Source organism: Gordonia sp. ALPHA1B1, from assembly GCF_005502615.1.
In the GTDB taxonomy this organism is placed as follows: domain Bacteria; phylum Actinomycetota; class Actinomycetes; order Mycobacteriales; family Mycobacteriaceae; genus Gordonia; species Gordonia hongkongensis.
This window is the reverse complement of record NZ_SCOC01000004.1, coordinates 28,032-43,792: the sequence shown is the minus strand read 5'-3', so window position 1 is coordinate 43,792 and position 15,761 is coordinate 28,032. Positions and strand designations below refer to the sequence as shown.

Genomic DNA, 15,761 nt, shown 5'->3' with positions numbered 1-15,761 from the left:
GTTCTCGCGGAGTCGATCACTCGACGCTCTCGCCGAGTTCCATCCAGCGTTCCTCGAGTTCCTCGAGTTCGGATTCCATGCTGCGGATGCTCTCCGTCTCCGCGGCGAGGCCTTGGTAGTCGGACTGATCATGGTCGGCGAGCGCGGTCCGGGCAGCATCGATCTTGCTGTGCAGCTTGTCGATCCGACGCTCGAGCGAGGCGAGCTCCTTGTTGGCCGCGCGCAGCTCGGCGCCGCTGAGGGTGGAGCCCGACACGCCGCCGTTCCCCGAAGCTGTGGCGCTCGCACCGGATCCGCCCGACGTCGATCCGGAACCCGACGTCTTCGCCTGTGCCGAGCGGAGTCTCAAGAACTCGTCGACGCCGCCGGGGAGGTGGCGGAGCCCGCCGTCGAGGACGGCGAACTGCTGATCGGTGACCCGCTCGAGGAAGTATCGGTCGTGCGAGACGACGATCAGCGTGCCGGGCCACGAGTCCAGCAGGTCCTCGAGCGCGGCGAGCATGTCGGTGTCGAGGTCGTTGGTCGGCTCGTCGAGGATCAGCACGTTCGGCGCGTCGAGCAGGATGAGCAGCAACTGCAGCCGCCGCTTCTGCCCGCCCGACAGGTCGCGGACCGGGGTCGAGAGCTGCGCGCCGTCGAAGCCGAGGCGCTCGAGCAACTGCGACGGCGACAGTTCCTGTGCCTTCGACCCGGAGCCGAATAGGTACGTGGTCTGCAACTGGGCGATAACGACACGGACGGGGTCGTCGAGGTACCGGTCGAGGTCGTCGAGGCGTTGGGTCAGGGTGGCGACCTTGACCGTCTTGCCGCGTTTGACCCGGCCGCCGGTCGGTTCCACGGTTCCGGCGATGAGGCCGAGCAGCGTCGACTTGCCCGCGCCGTTGACCCCGAGGATGCCGGTGCGCTCACCGGGCGCCAGCCGCCACTCGACGCCGTCGAGGACGGTGCGGTCACCGTAGGAGACCGACACGTCGAGCAGGTCGACGACGTCCTTGCCCAGACGAGCGGTGGCCAGTGACTGCAACGCAACCGTGTCGCGGACCGGTGGGACGTCGGCGATGAGGGCATTGGCCGCGTCGATGCGGAACTTCGGCTTCGACGTCCGGGCCGGCGCGCCGCGGCGGAGCCAGGCCAGTTCCTTGCGGGCGAGATTCTGTCGTCGTGCCTCGATGGCGGCGGCCTGCCGGTCCCGTTCCACCCGCTGCAGGATGTACGCCGCGTAGCCACCCTCGAAGGGTTCGACGATGCGGTCGTGGACCTCCCAGGTGACCGTGCACACCTCGTCGAGGAACCACCGGTCGTGGGTGACCACCAGCAATCCGCCGGCGTTGGCCGGCCAGCGTCGCTTCAGGTGGTCGGCGAGCCAGGTGATGGCCTCGACGTCGAGGTGGTTGGTCGGCTCGTCGAGCGCGAGGACGTCATGCTCGCCCGCGAGGAGGCGTGCCAGCGACACGCGGCGGCGCTGACCACCCGACAACGAACTGGTGGGCGCCGTCCATTCGACGTCGCCGAGCAACCCGCCGATGACGTCGCGGACCTTCGCGTCGCCCGCCCATTCGTGTTCGGGACGGTCGCCGACGACGGCGTGCCCGACGGTCTCGTCGTCGTCGAAGACGTCGACCTGGTCCAGCACGCCGATGCGGACGCCGCCGCGGACGGTGACGCGACCGGAATCGGGTTGCATCCGTCCGGCGAGCATCGCCAGCAGACTCGACTTACCGTCGCCGTTTCGGCCCACGATGCCGATCCGGTCGCCCTCGTTGACCCCGAGGGACACCGACTCGAAGACCTTGGTGGTCGGGTATTCGAGGCCAAGGGTTTCCGCGCCGAGTAGATGAGCCACCCGACAAACGCTAGTGGGTGACCGGTCTCGGCCTAACGGCGGATGGCCCCGTTGATCATGGCCGCGAACGCGACGGCGCCTGCCTGGTTGACGTGGAAGGGCAGCGCGATCCGATTCGACAGCGCGCTCTCGTACCAGGGATTGATGAGGTTGCAGGCATCGTGTCCCGCCGATCCTCGGTTGGCGTCGATGAAGGTGCCGCCGACCTCGGTCGACGCCCGCCAGAGCGCGCCGTTGGCGCGGTTGAAGACCTCGCGCATCCACCGGGCGTCGGGGTCACTCAGCGGGACCAGCGGCCAGCACCCGGTGAACCCGATGAAGCCGCCCAGACCGACGACGATGATCTGGGCGTGCGGCGCCTTGTTCCGGATCGCGCGCAGAGCGGGGGTGACGCGGTTCTCCATGAGTTCGATCCGCCACCGGACCTCGTTCTCGAGGGCACGGTTGTGGCGGCAGCGCCGGTCGGTGAACGCCGGGGTCCGGCACTGGCCGAAGATCGCGCCCCACCGCATGTCGTTGCCGCCGATGCTCACGGTGATCAGCTGAGCGTCGCGCGGAACCAGGTGCAGCTGAATGGGTTTCATGCCACCGCTGGTGTGCTGCGGGGCCCGGTACAGATGTGCCGACTGCGCGCCCGCACACGAGGCGTCGATGAAGCGTCGCGGCAGGGTCGCGGCGGCGACGAGGGTGGGGTAGTTGAACGCCGACCGCTTGCATCCGCCGAAGTAGGCGGGCGTCGGGGTGTAGAAGCTGCCGGACGCACGCGAATCACCGAGAGCGACGTAGGTACCGCCGGTGTAGCGCGTCGGGGCCGCCTGCGCGGGCGCGGCCACCGCCGCCATCATCGACACCACGAACGCGGTGACCAGCACCGTCGCCAAGATCTGGACCCCGCCCCGAAACCTGCCTACCACCGAACACCGCTTCCACTGCCCACCGAGTTTGCTCAGGGAATCTTAAGGCACGACCTCGGGTCCGACGACAGAGTGCGGGATCCGTATTGGAAACCGGCACGAATCCCGCACTCTGCGGGAAGTGGAACCGGCGCGATCCCGGGTGCGTCTACAACCACATGGCTACTGCACCTGCGTTGCGGACCTTCATCCTCACGCGCGACGGCGTGATCACCGCGGCGCAGGCCCGCGAGCAAGGTCTAAGTCGTGCCTCGGTGGCCCGGCGGGTGAAGTCCGGTGAGTGGGTTCGTGCGAGTTCCGGCGTCTATCGCCTGGCCGATCATCCGGTGACCGCACGGACCCGGACCCGACTGGCGACCCTGCAGGTCTCCGCGGACGCCGTTCTCAGCGGACTCGCGGCGGCGTGGTGGCACGGCCTCGTGACCAAGCGGCCGACGACGACTACCGTCACCGCTCCCCGAAGCTGGCACGGTTCGCCGGAGAAGGGGACGGTGGTCATCCGGAGATCCCTCGACGCGGCCGACGTCGTGGTCGAGAAGGGACTCACGGTGACCGCGGTGCCGTTGTCCGTCCTCGAAGGCGCCGTTGAAGGAAAGATGGACGTACTCGACCGGGCACTTCAGAACAAGAAGGTCACGGTTGACGCTCTCCTCGAGACCTACCAGCGGCGACGCCGCTGCCGTGGTGCCACCGAGATGGCGAAGATGCTCGTGCTCGTCGGTTCTGGTGCCCGTTCGGCTGCCGAACGGCTGACCGTGAAACTGTTCGCCGAGCACGACATAGCGGGTTGGGTCGCCAACCACCCGGTGTCCGGTTACCAAATCGACTTCGCCTTCGTCGGGAGGAAGGTGGCGGTCGAGATCGACGGCATGGCTCATCACCGGGACGCCGAGGCGTTCCAGCACGACCGCACCCGCCGCAACACCCTCATCGCCCTGGGCTGGACGGTGTTGAACTTCACCTGGGCGGATCTCGTGGAACGCCCGGGATACGTCGCGTCGCAGGTGCGACGAGCGACCGTCTGATCACCCTCCGCAAAGTGCGGGATTCGTACTGGAAACCGTTACGAATCCCGCACTTTGGAAGAGCTCTGGACCACCTACAGGCCGAGATCCTTGGCGATGATCGTCTTCATGACCTCGCTGGTGCCGCCGTAGATCCGCGTGACGCGGGTGTCGGCGTAGAGCCGGGCGATGGGGTACTCCAGGACATAGCCGTACCCGCCGTGCAACTGCAGGCACTTGTCGATGACCTTGCCGGCGGTCTCGGTGGCGAACAGTTTCGCGCGGGCCGCATCGGGGACGGTGAGCTCACCCTCGTTGTGGAGTTCGAGTGCGCGGTCGACGAACTGCCGGATGGCCTCGACCTCGGCGGAGCACTCGGCGAGGACGAACTTGGTGTTCTGGAACGCCGCAACGGGTTTGCCGAAGACGTCGCGCTCCTTGGTGTAGGCGATCGCGTGCTGAACGGCCGCGGCGGCGGTGGCCGACGCCCCGATGGCGATGGTGAGTCGTTCCTGCGCGAGATTGTGCGCCAGGTACGAGAAGCCGGCACCCTCCTCGCCGAGCCGGTCCTCGACCGGCACCTTGACCGAGCTGAACGAGAGCTCGGCGGTGTCGGAGGCCTTGAGGCCGATCTTCTCGATCTTGCGTCCGACGGCGAAACCCTCCGACGAGGTGTCGACCACCAGGATCGACAGGCCCGCACGACGATTCGACTCGTCGAACGGTGCGGTCCGGGCGACGACCAGGATGCGGTCGGCCAAGGCGCCGCCGGTGATGAACGTCTTCGCGCCGTCGAGTACGTAGTGCGACCCGTCCTCGGACAGCTTGGCGGTGGTCGAGATGTTGGCGAGGTCCGACCCGGTGCCGGGTTCGGTCATGGCGATCGCGAACATGAGTTCGCCGGAACAGAATCCGGGCAACCACCGCTGCTTCTGCTCGTCGGTGGCGTACTCGACGAGGTAGGGGAGGATCAGGTTCGAGTGCACCGAGTAACTGCCGAAGGTGACACCGGCCGCCGATGTCTCCTCCGCGATCACCATCGAATAGGTGAAGTCCGAGACGCCACCGCCCCCGAACTCTTCGGGTGCCTCGATGCCCAGGACGCCGAGTTCGCCCAGCCTGTTGTAGAACTCGCGCGGCGGATGGCCCTGCTTCTCCCAATCGTGGTACACCGGCGCGACCTCTTTGGCGATGAAGTCACGGATGGTCTTGCGGAAGGACTCATGGTCCTCGGTGAAGATGCGACGCTGCATTGGTCCCTCGAAACTGTTGTGGGCGGACGGGTCTGACGACATTCACCTCAAGTGGTCATCGCTCCTGATATTCGCGTAGGAGCCCCTTGGAGATGATCTGTTTCTGGATCTCGCTGGTGCCCTCGCCGATCAGCAGGAAGGGCGCGTCGCGCATGAGGCGCTCGATCTCGAATTCCTTCGAGTAGCCGTAACCGCCGTGGATGCGGAAGCTGGCCTGGGTGACCTCGGCGCAGTACTCACTGCACAGGTACTTGGCCATCCCGGCGGCGACGTCGTTGCGCTCGCCGGAGTCTTTCAGTCGTGCCGCATTGACCATCATCAGGTGTGCCGCCTCGACCTTCGTCGCCATCTCGGCCAGCGAGAACGCAACGGCCTGGTGCTCGGCGATGGGTTTGCCGAAGGTGGACCGCTGCTGCGCGTACTTCACCGCGAGTTCGAAGGCGCGCTGGGCGATTCCGCAGGCGCGGGCCGACACGTTGACGCGCCCGACCTCGACGCCGTCCATCATGTGCGCGAAGCCGCGGCCGGGTTCGCCCCCGAGGATGTCGGTGGCGGGCGCGCGGTAACCGTCGAAGATCAGCTCGGTGGTGTCGATGCCCTTGTAGCCCATTTTGTCCAGCTTGCGCGGGATAGTCAGGCCTGGGAGTACCTCGCCGAAGCCGGCCGGCTTCTCCACCAGGAACGTCGTGAGGTTCTTGTGCGGCTTCTCGTTGCCCTCCTCGGTACGGACAAGAGCGGCAACGAGAGTCGACGACCCGCCGTTGGTCAGCCACATCTTCTGACCGTTGATGACGTATCCGTCGTCTCCGTCCCGCTTCGCGCTGGTCTTGATCGCCGCGACGTCGGACCCCAGTTCCGGTTCGGACATCGAGAACGCGCCGCGCACCTCGCCCGTCGCCATGCGGGGGAGGAAGCGCTGTTTCTGCTCGTCGGTCCCGTGCTGGCGGATCATGTACGCCACGATGAAATGGGTGTTGATCACGCCCGACACGCTCATCCATCCACGTGCCAGTTCTTCAACGCACAACGCGTAGGTCAGCAGGGACTCGCCGAGTCCGCCGTACTCCTCGGGGATCATCAGGCCGAACAGGCCCATCTCGGCCATGCCGTCGACGATGGCCTGCGGATACTCGTCGGCGTGCTCGAGTTCCTGTGCGGTGGGGATGATCTGCTTGTCGACGAACGAACGGACGTTGGCCAGGATCTCCGTCTGGATCTCGGTGAGGCCCAGGGTCTGCGCGAGGCGGGTCATGGTGGCTGGTCTCCGAAGTCGGTCGGGGTGCGCTCGCACCGTCGGGCGGACGTGGTGCGCGACCGGCACGCGTCCGTCTCACAGCATGCCCGGCGGCGGCCCGGCGAAGTAGTCGCGGTGAACTAAGGGAGCGATAGCGCGAGCCAATGGCTCTCGGCTGCGCCACCGGCGCCTATCGGTCCGATAGCCATCGCCGATGACCCCGCTCGCAACTCCGTGTCCTCGACACATAGGCAGCGACAGTCAGGTCGTTCGCCGAGCGAACGTTGTCACATGGGTTCGACCCTGGTTTGAATCGGAACGGATGTGAGCCATAACACTGACGGAGCGCATCGCAACCCAGATCACTCGGCTGGAAGAGGTAATGCCATGACGGTCTCCACCGCCTCCGGATCAGGAGCCGGCGACAAGCCCGGGTCAGCGGCGCGCACGGGACCCGCTGGTCCCGCCCACACCGTCGACTTCGAAGCGGCCCAGACGCCGCGAGGTCTCGGCCCACGCGGCGAATCACGCGCCGGCGCCTGGGGTCTCACGGCTCTGCTGGTCAGCCTCTACGTCATCAACTACGCCGACAAGGCAGTGCTGGGCATCATCGCGCAACCGCTCCGCGAGGAGCTGGGCCTGAGCTCCTCGCAGATCGGTCTCGTCGGCAGCCTGTTCTTCCTGACGTTCACGATCGGCGGATTCTTCGCGGGACTGCTCAACCGCTGGATGACCCTGCGCTGGTCGCTGGTCCTGCTGGCCCTGTGCTGGGCCGCGGCCATGCTCCCCATGGTGGTGGTGGCGTCGTTCGCGGTCCTCGTCCTCAGCCGGCTGTTCCTCGGTCTCGCCGAAGGTCCGAGTTCGGCGCTCCTGCACACGGCGGCCTACTCCTGGCATCCGCCGGCCCGGCGCGCCTTGCCCGGTGCCCTCCTCGCCGGTGCCGCGTCGATCTCGAAGATCGCGATCGCTCCGCTGCTCGCCGTGATCACAGTGAGCTTCGGGTGGCGCTGGGCACTGATCTCCCTTGCCGCCGGTGGCCTCGTCTGGTGTGTCGTCTGGCTGTCGACCTGGCGCAACGGCCCGTACATCGCGAGTGGGAAGACGTCGAAGGACGCGCCGACCGCGGGTGCCGGCGCCGAACCCGCGACGCCGTGGATCTCGATCTTCCGCTCACGCACGTTCGTCACCGGCGCGCTCGTCGTGATGAGCGTTTATGCGCTGGTCAGTGTCGTGCTCACGTGGTTGCCGTCGTACTTCGAAGAGGGGCTGGGGTACAGCCGCCTGCAGTCCGGGTCGATGTTCGCGTTCCCCTCGATCGTCGGCCTGGTCCTGATGGTGCTGAGTTCGATCACGAGTGACCGGATGATCTCGAAAGGGGCGACCTCGCGGATGCTGCGCATCGTCGTGCCGTCGGTCGGGGTTCTCGTCTCCGGCGTCCTGCTGTTCCTGCTGCCCTCGGTTGGCACACCGATCGTCGCGGTCGCGATCCTGTCGATCGGTTATGGCTTCGCGGCCACGGTGTTCCCGCTGTTCAACGCGGCCGTCGCCGAGATCTGCCCGCCCCGGCAGACCGCCGGAACGCTAGGTGTCTTCCTGGCGATCATGGCGATCGGCGGTCTCGTCGCGCCGTACTCGACGGGTGTCATCGTCGACGCGGCCGCCACGCCGGCCGAGGGTTACGCCACCGCGTTCCAGGTGCTCGGAATCGTCGCCGCGGTGTGCGCGGTGCTCGCGCTGGTCTTCGCCGATCCCGAGCGCGATCGTGCTCGGTTGCGTCCGCACGCGCCGACCGTCGAAGGCGCCACCTCGTGACTTGCGCGTCCCATAGGTAGGGCCTCATCGACTGTGAGTGTGAATCGACTTGTCTGCCAAGCGCCCCGGTGGTCGGCTCGTCACAGCGGGCGATCGGCGTCCGCCGGCGTGGTGCACGTCGGACACAACTTCATCCCTTGCCCTGACATCGAGGAGTCCCCATGCGTGATGCAGTGATCGTCGACGCGGTCCGCGCGCCCATCGGCCGCCGCCGCGGCGCCCTGTCCGGTATCCATCCCGCCGACCTGTCCGCCCACGTACTGGAGGCCCTCGTCGAGCGGACCGGCATCGATCCGGCCGTCGTCGACGACGTCGTCTGGGGATGTGTCAGCCAAGCCGCCGAGCAGGCGGGCAATGTCGCGCGGACGGCCGTGCTCGCCGCCGGCTGGCCCGAGAGCGTCCCCGGAACCACCGTGACGCGCGCCTGCGGGTCCAGCCAGCAGGCGGTCAGCATGGCGGCCGCGGCGGTGGTGTCCGGCCAGCAGGATGTCGTGATAGCCGGCGGGGTCGAGTCGATGAGTCGTGTCCCGATGGGCAGCGCCGCACCGAATGGCGAGCATCAGCCGCCCACGGTCCTCGACCGTTACGGCGTCGACAAGTTCAGCCAGGGGATCGGCGCCGAGATGGTCGCCGCGAAATGGGGATTGGACCGCACCCGCCTCGACGAGTACTCGCTGCGCTCGCACGAACTCGCTGCGCAGGCGGCCGACCGTGGTGCGTTCGACGCCCAGTTGGCGCCGATCCCGGGGGTGCTCGAGGGTGACGAGGGCATCCGCCGCGGTGGGACGCTCGAATCGCTCGCCAAGCTCAAGCCGGCCTTCAGCGAGGACGGCGTGATCCACGCCGGCAACTCCTCGCAGATCTCCGACGGGTCGGGTGCCCTGCTGATCATGTCCGGCGAGACCGCGAAGTCGCACGGTCTCACGCCGATCGCCCGCATCCACACCGCGGTCGTCGCAGCCGATGACCCGGTGATCATGCTGACCGGGCCGATCCCGGCCACGGCCAAGGCGCTCAAGCGATCCGGGCTGTCGATCGACGACATCGGGGCCTTCGAGATCAACGAGGCGTTCGCCCCCGTCCCGCTGGCCTGGCAGGCCGAGACGGGTGCCGACATCGAGCGTCTCAACCCGCTCGGCGGTGCGATCGCCGTCGGCCACCCGCTCGGCGGTTCGGGCGCCATCCTCATGACGCGGCTCGTCCACCACATGCGCGACAACGGAATCCGGTACGGACTGCAGTCGATGTGCGAAGCCGGTGGCATGGCCAACACCACCATCCTCGAACTGCTCTGATCCAAAAAAGGCGCAGCACCGCTGGCCCTCCTGCTCCCTGCCCTAATCCGAAAGAAGCGACCCATTTGCTCCCTGAGGGGCGTCCGGAGCTTGCGGAGGACGCGGTTGTTCTTGCTCCCTGAGGAGCGTCCGGAGCTTGCGGAAGAGGCGGTTGTTCTTGCTCCCTGAGGAGCGTCCGGAGCTTGCGGAGGACGCGTCACGAAGGGTCTGCCACGCACCTCGCCAGGACCCTTCGTGACGCTCGCAAGCTCGCTCCTCAGGGAGCAGGAGGAGCAGGGGTGGCCATCTGCTCCCTGAGGTGCGAGGAGCGATAGCGACGAGCCTCGAAGGGTCTGGCGACGGAGGTTGCGAGACCCTTCGTGACGCTCGCAAGCTCGCTCCTCAGGGAGCAGGGTTGGGCTCGCTTCGCTCGCACTTTAGGGTCCACGATAAATCACATCGAAAGGTACTGGATAACAATGAAACTCAATGGACTGTCGGTCGCGATCACCGGCGGCGCATCCGGTCTCGGGCTCGCAACTGCTCAGCGCGTCGTCGACGCCGGTGGCCTGGTCACCCTGATCGATCTGCCGACCTCGGACGGTCAGGCCGTGGCCGACGGACTCGGCGCCGCAGCGTCGTTCGCGGCCGCCGACATCACCGATCGTGAACAGTTCGCCGCCGCACTCGATGTCGCCGACGACCGAGGGGGCCTGCGCGGACTCGTGCACTGTGCCGGGGCGGGCCGGCGCATGCGCATCCTGGACAAGGAGGGCAAGGCGGGTTCGGTGGAGGACTTCGAGTTCGTCATCAAGCTCAACCTCGTGGGGTCGTTCCATGCGCTCTCGCTCGGCGCGGAACGTATCGCGCGACAGGAGCCCGTCGACGGGGAGCGGGGCGCCATCATCATGACCGCGTCGGTCGCGGCGTACGAGGGACAGATCGGCCAGATCAACTACTCGGCGTCGAAGGCGGGCATCGTCGGGATGACGCTGGTCGCCGCACGGGACCTGGCCAGCAAGCTCATTCGCGTCAACACCATCGCGCCGGGCACGATGGACACGCCGTTGCTCGCCCGGCTGCGCGACGACGTGCGCGATGCGCTCGCCGCGAGCATTCCCAATCCGGCGCGGCTCGGTAGGCCGGAGGAGTTCGGTCAACTCGCCGCGTCGATCCTGGAGAACACCTATCTCAACGGCGAGACCATTCGCCTCGACGGGGCGATCCGGATGGCGCCGCGGTAACCCGAACCCCGGCACGTCCGTTCTGCGTCTCCACAACGCCTTTCGAGAGGAATCATCGCGATGTCTGTCACGGCGCCCACCACTCTGAGCTATCCCGACGCCACGATGGCGGTGCTGCCGGCGAGTATGGCCGCCCTCTACGGCGAGCGCGCGGCCGTCGTCGATGGCGCGACGACGCTCACGTTCACCGAGCTCGACGCGCGTTCGGCCGCCGTGGCGTCGGCCCTGCGTGCGGTCGGAGTGAGCGATCGCGATGTGGTCCTGCTGTACCTGACCAACAGCGTCGAGTTCGTCGTCGCCTACTACGGATCACTGCGGGCCGGTGCGGCGGTGACCCTGGTCAATCCGTTGCAGCCCGTACCGGGTCTGCGACGTCAGATCGCGGAAACCGCTGCGGTGGTGGGTTTCACGCAGGTCGAGCAGTCCGCGCGTCTCCTGTCCGCCGCCGTCGGGACGGCGTTGACGACGGTGGTGACGGTGGACGGGGCCGCGGATGCGCCGGAGGGCATCGACACCGTCCCCCTGGCGGAGTTCGTCGTCGGGCAGGAGACGGCCCCGCCGGTCTCGACCACGAGCGACGATGTCGCGCACCTCGCCTTCACCGGCGGCACCACGGGTGTCTCGAAGGGCGTTCGGGTCCTGCACCGCAACGTGCTCGGCAACGTCACGCAGATGATCGCCTGGCGGGCAGGTCATTCCGTGGCGGTGGGAACCGACGGTCTCCTGACCCTCACTCCCCGGTCGTCGGAGAACCCGGGGGTGGTGCCCGGGCATGCGGCGACGGTCGTCGTGTCCCCGCTGTTCCACGCGCACGCCCTCATCAACATGTCGTTTCTCCTGCTGTGCGGCGCCACGCACGTGTTCGCCGGTCGGTTCGAGCCCGGGCGGATGCTGGCCCTCATCGAGGCGCATCGGGCGTCGTACGTGACCGGGAGTCCCGCGATGTGGCATGCGCTCGCCGTGCACCCCGACGTCTCCGCACGGGACCTGACCTCGGTGCGGGTGGTCTCCTCCGGCGCGGCGCCGATCGATCACGTGACCCTGGAGCAGCTCGAGAAGGCGTTCCCGGCAGCGGCGATCGTGGAGGGATACGGCCTCACCGAGGCGACCTGCCTGGTGTCCTCGGCGCCCCTGACGTCCGGGGGTCGATACCGGCTCGGGAGTGTGGGTCTGCCGACGTTCGACACCCAGATCGAGATCCGCGCCGTCGACGATCCGGCTGTCGTCCTCGCGCCGGGGGAGAAGGGACAGTTGTGGGTGCGCGGCCCGCAGGTCACCGACGGCTATCTCGATCACCCCGAGAAGACGGCCGAGCAGTTCGTCGACGGGTGGCTCGACACCGGTGACATCGCCTACCGCGACGCCGACGGGTACCTCTACATCTGCGACCGCGCCAAGGACATGCTGATCTACAAGGGCTACAACGTGTATCCACGCGAGCTCGAGGAGATCCTGGTGACGCATCCGGACGTCGGTGCGGCGGCGGTCGTCGCCCGGGAGGCGGGCGCGGTGGGGCAGGAGCCGGTGGCCTTTCTCGTCGCCCGGGACGGTCACGTCATCGACGCCGATGCGGTGTCGGACTTCGTCGCCGCGCAGGTGTTGCCCTACAAGAAGATCCGGGACGTGTACGTGGTCGACGAGCTGCCCACCTCGGCGGCCGGCAAGGTCCAGAAGGTGGCGTTGCGGGAGCGCCTGGCGAACGCCTGACAGGGTCAGCGCCGGCGCCCGAGGCGCCGGCGCACGCGCGTGTGGTCAGCGCTGCGCGCGCTTGACCAGGTTGCGCCCGATGATGAGTCGCTGGATCTCGCTGGTGCCCTCGTACAGGCGCAGCAACCGCACCTCGCGGTAGATGCGTTCCACCGCGACATCGCGCATGTAACCGCTGCCGCCGTGGATCTGCACGGCGAGATCGGCGACCTTGCCGACCATCTCGGTGCAGAACAGCTTGGCAGCCGACGGGGCGATGCGGCGGTCGGTGTCGTCGACCCACGCCCGGGCGGCCTCGCGGACGAGCGCGCGTCCGGCCATCACCCCGGCCTGCTGGTCGGCGAGCATGGCCTGGACCAGTTGGAACTCGCCGATCGCGGTACCGCCCTGGGTGGCGGTGGCGGCCCAGGTGACCGACTCGTCGAGCGCACGCTGCGCGGTGCCCACCGAGAGAGCCGCGATGTGCACCCGGCCTCGGGCCAGGCTCATCATCGCGGCCTTGTAGCCCACGTCCTCGCTGCCGCCGACCAGTGCCGACGCCGGCACCCGCACGGCGTCGAAGTGCACGTCGGCGGTCCAGGCGCCCTCCTGGCCCATCTTGCGGTCCTTGGCGCCGACGCTGAGGCCGGCGGCGTCGGCGGGGACCAGGAACACCGCGATGCCCGTGCCGTTCTCGTCGGCCGGACGGGTACGTGCGAACACGACGAACAGATCGGCCAGCGGCGCATTGGTGATGAACCGCTTCTCGCCCGTGATCACCCAGTCGTCACCGTCGCGGACGGCCTTCGTGCGCAGCCCGGCCGGATCGGACCCGGCCCCCGGTTCGGTCAGCGCGAACGAGGCGACGACCTCGCCGGACGCGATCTTCTCCAGCCACGCGGACTTCTGCTCGTCGGTGCCGAAGTGGACGAGGACCTGGCCGGCGATGCCGTTGTTGGTGCCGAACATCGAGCGCAGCGCCAGGGATGTGTACCCGAGCTCCATCGCGAGTTCGACGTCCTGGGTCAGATCGAGGCCGAGACCGCCCCACTCCTGCGGGATGGCGTAGCCGAAAAGGCCCATGCTCTTCGCCGTCTGGCGGATGTCGTCGGGGATGGCGTCGGTGTCGAGGATCTCCTGCTCCCGCGGGACCACCACCTCGCGGACGAACTCGCGCGTCGCGGCGAGGATGTCGGCGAAGTCCTCGTCGCCCACCTCGGAGGAGGTCGTCCGCGCTGAATGCATCACTCCGGTCATGCTGTCACTCTCGCGGCCGGCGGGCGAGGGGTCCAATACGAAACCGGGATCGCTGCGATAGCCGTTGCGTATGAGCGCGGACGGGTCGATCGGGGCGGAACCTCGATAGATTTGTCCCCGCGGCACTCACCGCGGGCCCGGCGCTTCGCGACCGGTTGCCCGACGACCGTCACCCCGCCGCCCTCGAAAGGACTCCGATACATGTCATCGCACCCGCCCGCCGCCGCGTTGCTGGAGGGTCGTACGGCCGTCGTGACCGGCGGAGCCCAGGGCATCGGTTTCGAGATCGCCCGCTCGTTCGTCGACGCCGGCGCGCGAGTCGTGCTCGGTGACCTCAGCCTCGACGCCGCGCAGGCGGCCGCGGACGAGCTCGGCGGCCGCGACGTGGCCCGCGCGGTGAGGTGCGACGTCGTCGACGCGGGGGAGGTCGACGCGCTGCTCGCGGCCGCGGTCGACGGGTTCGGGGCACTCGATGTGCTGGTGAACAACGCCGGGATCACCCGGGACGCGACGAGACGCACCATGACCGAAGACGATTTCGATCAGGTCATCTCGGTGCATCTCAAAGGCACCTGGAACGGCACACGCAAGGCGGCGGCGATCATGCGCGAGGCCAAGCGTGGTGCGATCGTGAACATCTCGTCGCTGTCGGGCAAGGTCGGCATGGTCGGGCAGACCAACTACTCGGCCGCCAAGGCGGGCATCGTCGGCCTCACCAAGGCCGCGGCCAAGGAGATGGCCCATCACGGCGTGCGGGTCAACGCGATCCAGCCCGGCCTCATCCGGTCGGCGATGACCGAGGCGATGCCGCAGAAAGCGTGGGACCAGAAGATGGCGGAGATCCCGATGCGGCGCGCCGGCGAGGTCGGTGAGGTCGCGAGCGTCGCGCTGTTCCTGGCGTGTGACATGTCGTCGTACATGACGGGCACCGTCCTCGAGGTGACCGGCGGCCGTTTCATGTGACCGCCGGCCCTGCTCCATGCCTCCTCTGACACCGAAAGGTCACCCATGCGCGACGTCGTCATCTGCGAACCGGTCCGTACCCCGATCGGCCGTTACGGCGGGATGTTCAAGAATCTCACCGCCGTTGATCTCGGGGTCGCCGCGCTGACGGGGATGCTCGACCGGACCGGACTCGACCCGGAGAAGGTCGAGGACGTCATCCTCGGTCACTGTAACGGCAACAGCGAGGCGCCCGCCCTGGGACGAGTCATCGCACTCGATGCCGGGTTGCCGATCACAGTGGGCGGCATGCACATCGATCGTCGTTGCGGGTCGGGACTACAGGCCGTCATCCAGGCCGCCTACCAGGTGTCCTCGGGGGACAACGACGTCGTGGTCGCCGGCGGTGCTGAGTCGATGAGCAACGCGTCGTTCTACTCGGTGGACATGCGGTGGGGTGGGGCCCGGACCGGAATTGCCATGCACGACAGCCTCGTCCGGGCGCGCTCGACCGCCGGCGGCAAGAACTACCCGGTGCCCGGCGGCATGATCGAGACGGCCGAGAACCTGCGCAAGGACTACGAGATCTCCCGGGAAGAACAGGACGAGCTGGCTGTGGCATCGCACGAACGAGCGGTGCGGGCCCAGAAGGATGGCGTACTGGCCGAAGAGATCGTCCCGGTCACCGTGGCTTCGCGATCTGGTGATCAGGTCATCGACACCGACGAGCATCCACGCCCGGATGTCTCGGTCGAATCGCTGTCGAAGCTGAAGCCGATCATGGGCAAGACCGACCCGGACGCAACCGTGACGGCGGGCAACGCCAGCGGTCAGAACGACGCCGCGTCGATGGCGATCGTGACCACCCCCGAGGTCGCCGAGAAGCTGGGTCTACGCCCGCTGGTGAAGCTGGTGTCGTGGGGTCTGGCCGGTGTGCCGCCGCGCACCATGGGGATCGGGCCGGTCCCCGCGACCGAGAAGGCGCTTGCCAAGGCCGGTCTGACGCTAGCCGACATCGACGTGATCGAGCTCAACGAGGCATTCGCGACCCAGGCACTCGCCGTCACCCGCGAGTGGGGCTTCGGCCGGTTCGGTGCCGGCGGCGATTTCGACCGCACCAACGTCAACGGCTCGGGCATCTCGCTGGGCCACCCGGTCGGCGCCACCGGGGGACGCATGCTGGCCTCCCTGGCGCGTGAACTGCACCGGCGCGAGGCCCGCTACGGCCTGGAGACCATGTGTATCGGCGGTGGCCAGGGCCTCGCCGCGGTCTTCGAACGCGTCAGCTGACCTCGAGA

At 67.9% G+C, this 15,761-nt stretch carries 12 protein-coding genes; 7 read left to right on the top strand and 5 right to left on the bottom strand.

The annotated features are described in order from the left end of the window. Window positions 1-16: 16 nt before the first annotated feature. Window positions 17-1,843, bottom strand: coding sequence for an ABC-F family ATP-binding cassette domain-containing protein (locus FFS52_RS03650; RefSeq protein ID WP_137808862.1), 1,827 nt, complete (start codon window positions 1,841-1,843; stop codon window positions 17-19). A 32-nt stretch (window positions 1,844-1,875) separates the two neighbouring features. Next, window positions 1,876-2,757 carry an SGNH/GDSL hydrolase family protein gene (locus FFS52_RS03645; protein WP_137808861.1) on the bottom strand — a complete coding sequence of 294 codons (882 nt, stop codon included), beginning with the start codon at window positions 2,755-2,757 and terminating at the stop codon, window positions 1,876-1,878. 158 nt (window positions 2,758-2,915) lie between these two features. Between FFS52_RS03645 and FFS52_RS03640 the strand changes: the two genes are divergently transcribed. After that, on the top strand, window positions 2,916-3,782 hold the full coding sequence (locus FFS52_RS03640) for a type IV toxin-antitoxin system AbiEi family antitoxin domain-containing protein (protein ID WP_137808860.1): 867 nt from the start codon (window positions 2,916-2,918) through the stop codon (window positions 3,780-3,782). A 74-nt stretch (window positions 3,783-3,856) separates the two neighbouring features. Here the strand turns inward: FFS52_RS03640 and FFS52_RS03635 are convergent, their stop codons facing one another. Together FFS52_RS03635 and FFS52_RS03630 are read right to left on the bottom strand one after the other, a co-directional pair. Further along, the gene (locus tag FFS52_RS03635; protein ID WP_065630893.1) at window positions 3,857-5,014 is read right to left on the bottom strand and encodes an acyl-CoA dehydrogenase family protein; all 1,158 of its coding nucleotides are present in this window, start codon (window positions 5,012-5,014) and stop codon (window positions 3,857-3,859) included. 55 nt (window positions 5,015-5,069) lie between these two features. Continuing rightward, window positions 5,070-6,266 (bottom strand): acyl-CoA dehydrogenase family protein, encoded by a 1,197-nt coding sequence (locus tag FFS52_RS03630; RefSeq protein WP_068972399.1) that lies wholly within the window; start codon window positions 6,264-6,266, stop codon window positions 5,070-5,072. A 369-nt stretch (window positions 6,267-6,635) separates the two neighbouring features. Between FFS52_RS03630 and FFS52_RS03625 the strand changes: the two genes are divergently transcribed. From FFS52_RS03625 to FFS52_RS03610, 4 genes are all read left to right on the top strand, one after another. Then, the gene (locus FFS52_RS03625) at window positions 6,636-8,060 is read left to right on the top strand and encodes an MFS transporter (RefSeq protein ID WP_137808859.1); all 1,425 of its coding nucleotides are present in this window, start codon (window positions 6,636-6,638) and stop codon (window positions 8,058-8,060) included. A gap of 161 nt (window positions 8,061-8,221) precedes the next feature. Beyond that, on the top strand, window positions 8,222-9,355 hold the full coding sequence (locus FFS52_RS03620) for a thiolase family protein (protein WP_058251438.1): 1,134 nt from the start codon (window positions 8,222-8,224) through the stop codon (window positions 9,353-9,355). Between the two features lie 458 nt (window positions 9,356-9,813). Then, window positions 9,814-10,578: an SDR family NAD(P)-dependent oxidoreductase gene (locus FFS52_RS03615; RefSeq protein ID WP_137808858.1), complete on the top strand. Its 765-nt coding sequence runs from the start codon at window positions 9,814-9,816 to the stop codon at window positions 10,576-10,578. A 60-nt stretch (window positions 10,579-10,638) separates the two neighbouring features. Continuing rightward, window positions 10,639-12,285: a class I adenylate-forming enzyme family protein gene (locus tag FFS52_RS03610; RefSeq protein WP_137808857.1), complete on the top strand. Its 1,647-nt coding sequence runs from the start codon at window positions 10,639-10,641 to the stop codon at window positions 12,283-12,285. A gap of 45 nt (window positions 12,286-12,330) precedes the next feature. Here FFS52_RS03610 and FFS52_RS03605 read toward each other — a convergent pair whose 3' ends face one another. After that, complete coding sequence (locus FFS52_RS03605; protein ID WP_137808856.1) at window positions 12,331-13,521, bottom strand: acyl-CoA dehydrogenase family protein; 1,191 nt, start codon at window positions 13,519-13,521, stop codon at window positions 12,331-12,333. 201 nt (window positions 13,522-13,722) lie between these two features. On the opposite strand from FFS52_RS03605, the gene fabG reads away from it, so the two are divergent. Next, the gene (gene fabG / locus FFS52_RS03600; RefSeq protein ID WP_137808855.1) at window positions 13,723-14,484 is read left to right on the top strand and encodes a 3-oxoacyl-ACP reductase FabG; all 762 of its coding nucleotides are present in this window, start codon (window positions 13,723-13,725) and stop codon (window positions 14,482-14,484) included. A 45-nt stretch (window positions 14,485-14,529) separates the two neighbouring features. After that, on the top strand, window positions 14,530-15,753 hold the full coding sequence (locus FFS52_RS03595) for an acetyl-CoA C-acetyltransferase (RefSeq protein ID WP_137808854.1): 1,224 nt from the start codon (window positions 14,530-14,532) through the stop codon (window positions 15,751-15,753). The last annotated feature ends 8 nt before the right edge of the window (window positions 15,754-15,761 follow it).

Bases quoted from the DNA above. Each gene is read 5' to 3' on its own strand.
- FFS52_RS03620 (WP_058251438.1), top strand. From the start codon at position 8,222: ATGCGTGATGCAGTGATCGTCGACGCGGTCCGCGCGCCCATCGGCCGC.
- FFS52_RS03625 (WP_137808859.1), top strand. From the start codon at position 6,636: ATGACGGTCTCCACCGCCTCCGGATCAGGAGCCGGCGACAAGCCCGGG.
- FFS52_RS03640 (WP_137808860.1), top strand. From the start codon at position 2,916: ATGGCTACTGCACCTGCGTTGCGGACCTTCATCCTCACGCGCGACGGC.
- FFS52_RS03610 (WP_137808857.1), top strand. From the start codon at position 10,639: ATGTCTGTCACGGCGCCCACCACTCTGAGCTATCCCGACGCCACGATG.
- FFS52_RS03615 (WP_137808858.1), top strand. From the start codon at position 9,814: ATGAAACTCAATGGACTGTCGGTCGCGATCACCGGCGGCGCATCCGGT.
- FFS52_RS03635 (WP_065630893.1), bottom strand. From the start codon at position 5,014: ATGCAGCGTCGCATCTTCACCGAGGACCATGAGTCCTTCCGCAAGACC.
- FFS52_RS03630 (WP_068972399.1), bottom strand. From the start codon at position 6,266: ATGACCCGCCTCGCGCAGACCCTGGGCCTCACCGAGATCCAGACGGAG.
- fabG (WP_137808855.1), top strand. From the start codon at position 13,723: ATGTCATCGCACCCGCCCGCCGCCGCGTTGCTGGAGGGTCGTACGGCC.
- FFS52_RS03605 (WP_137808856.1), bottom strand. From the start codon at position 13,521: ATGACCGGAGTGATGCATTCAGCGCGGACGACCTCCTCCGAGGTGGGC.
- FFS52_RS03595 (WP_137808854.1), top strand. From the start codon at position 14,530: ATGCGCGACGTCGTCATCTGCGAACCGGTCCGTACCCCGATCGGCCGT.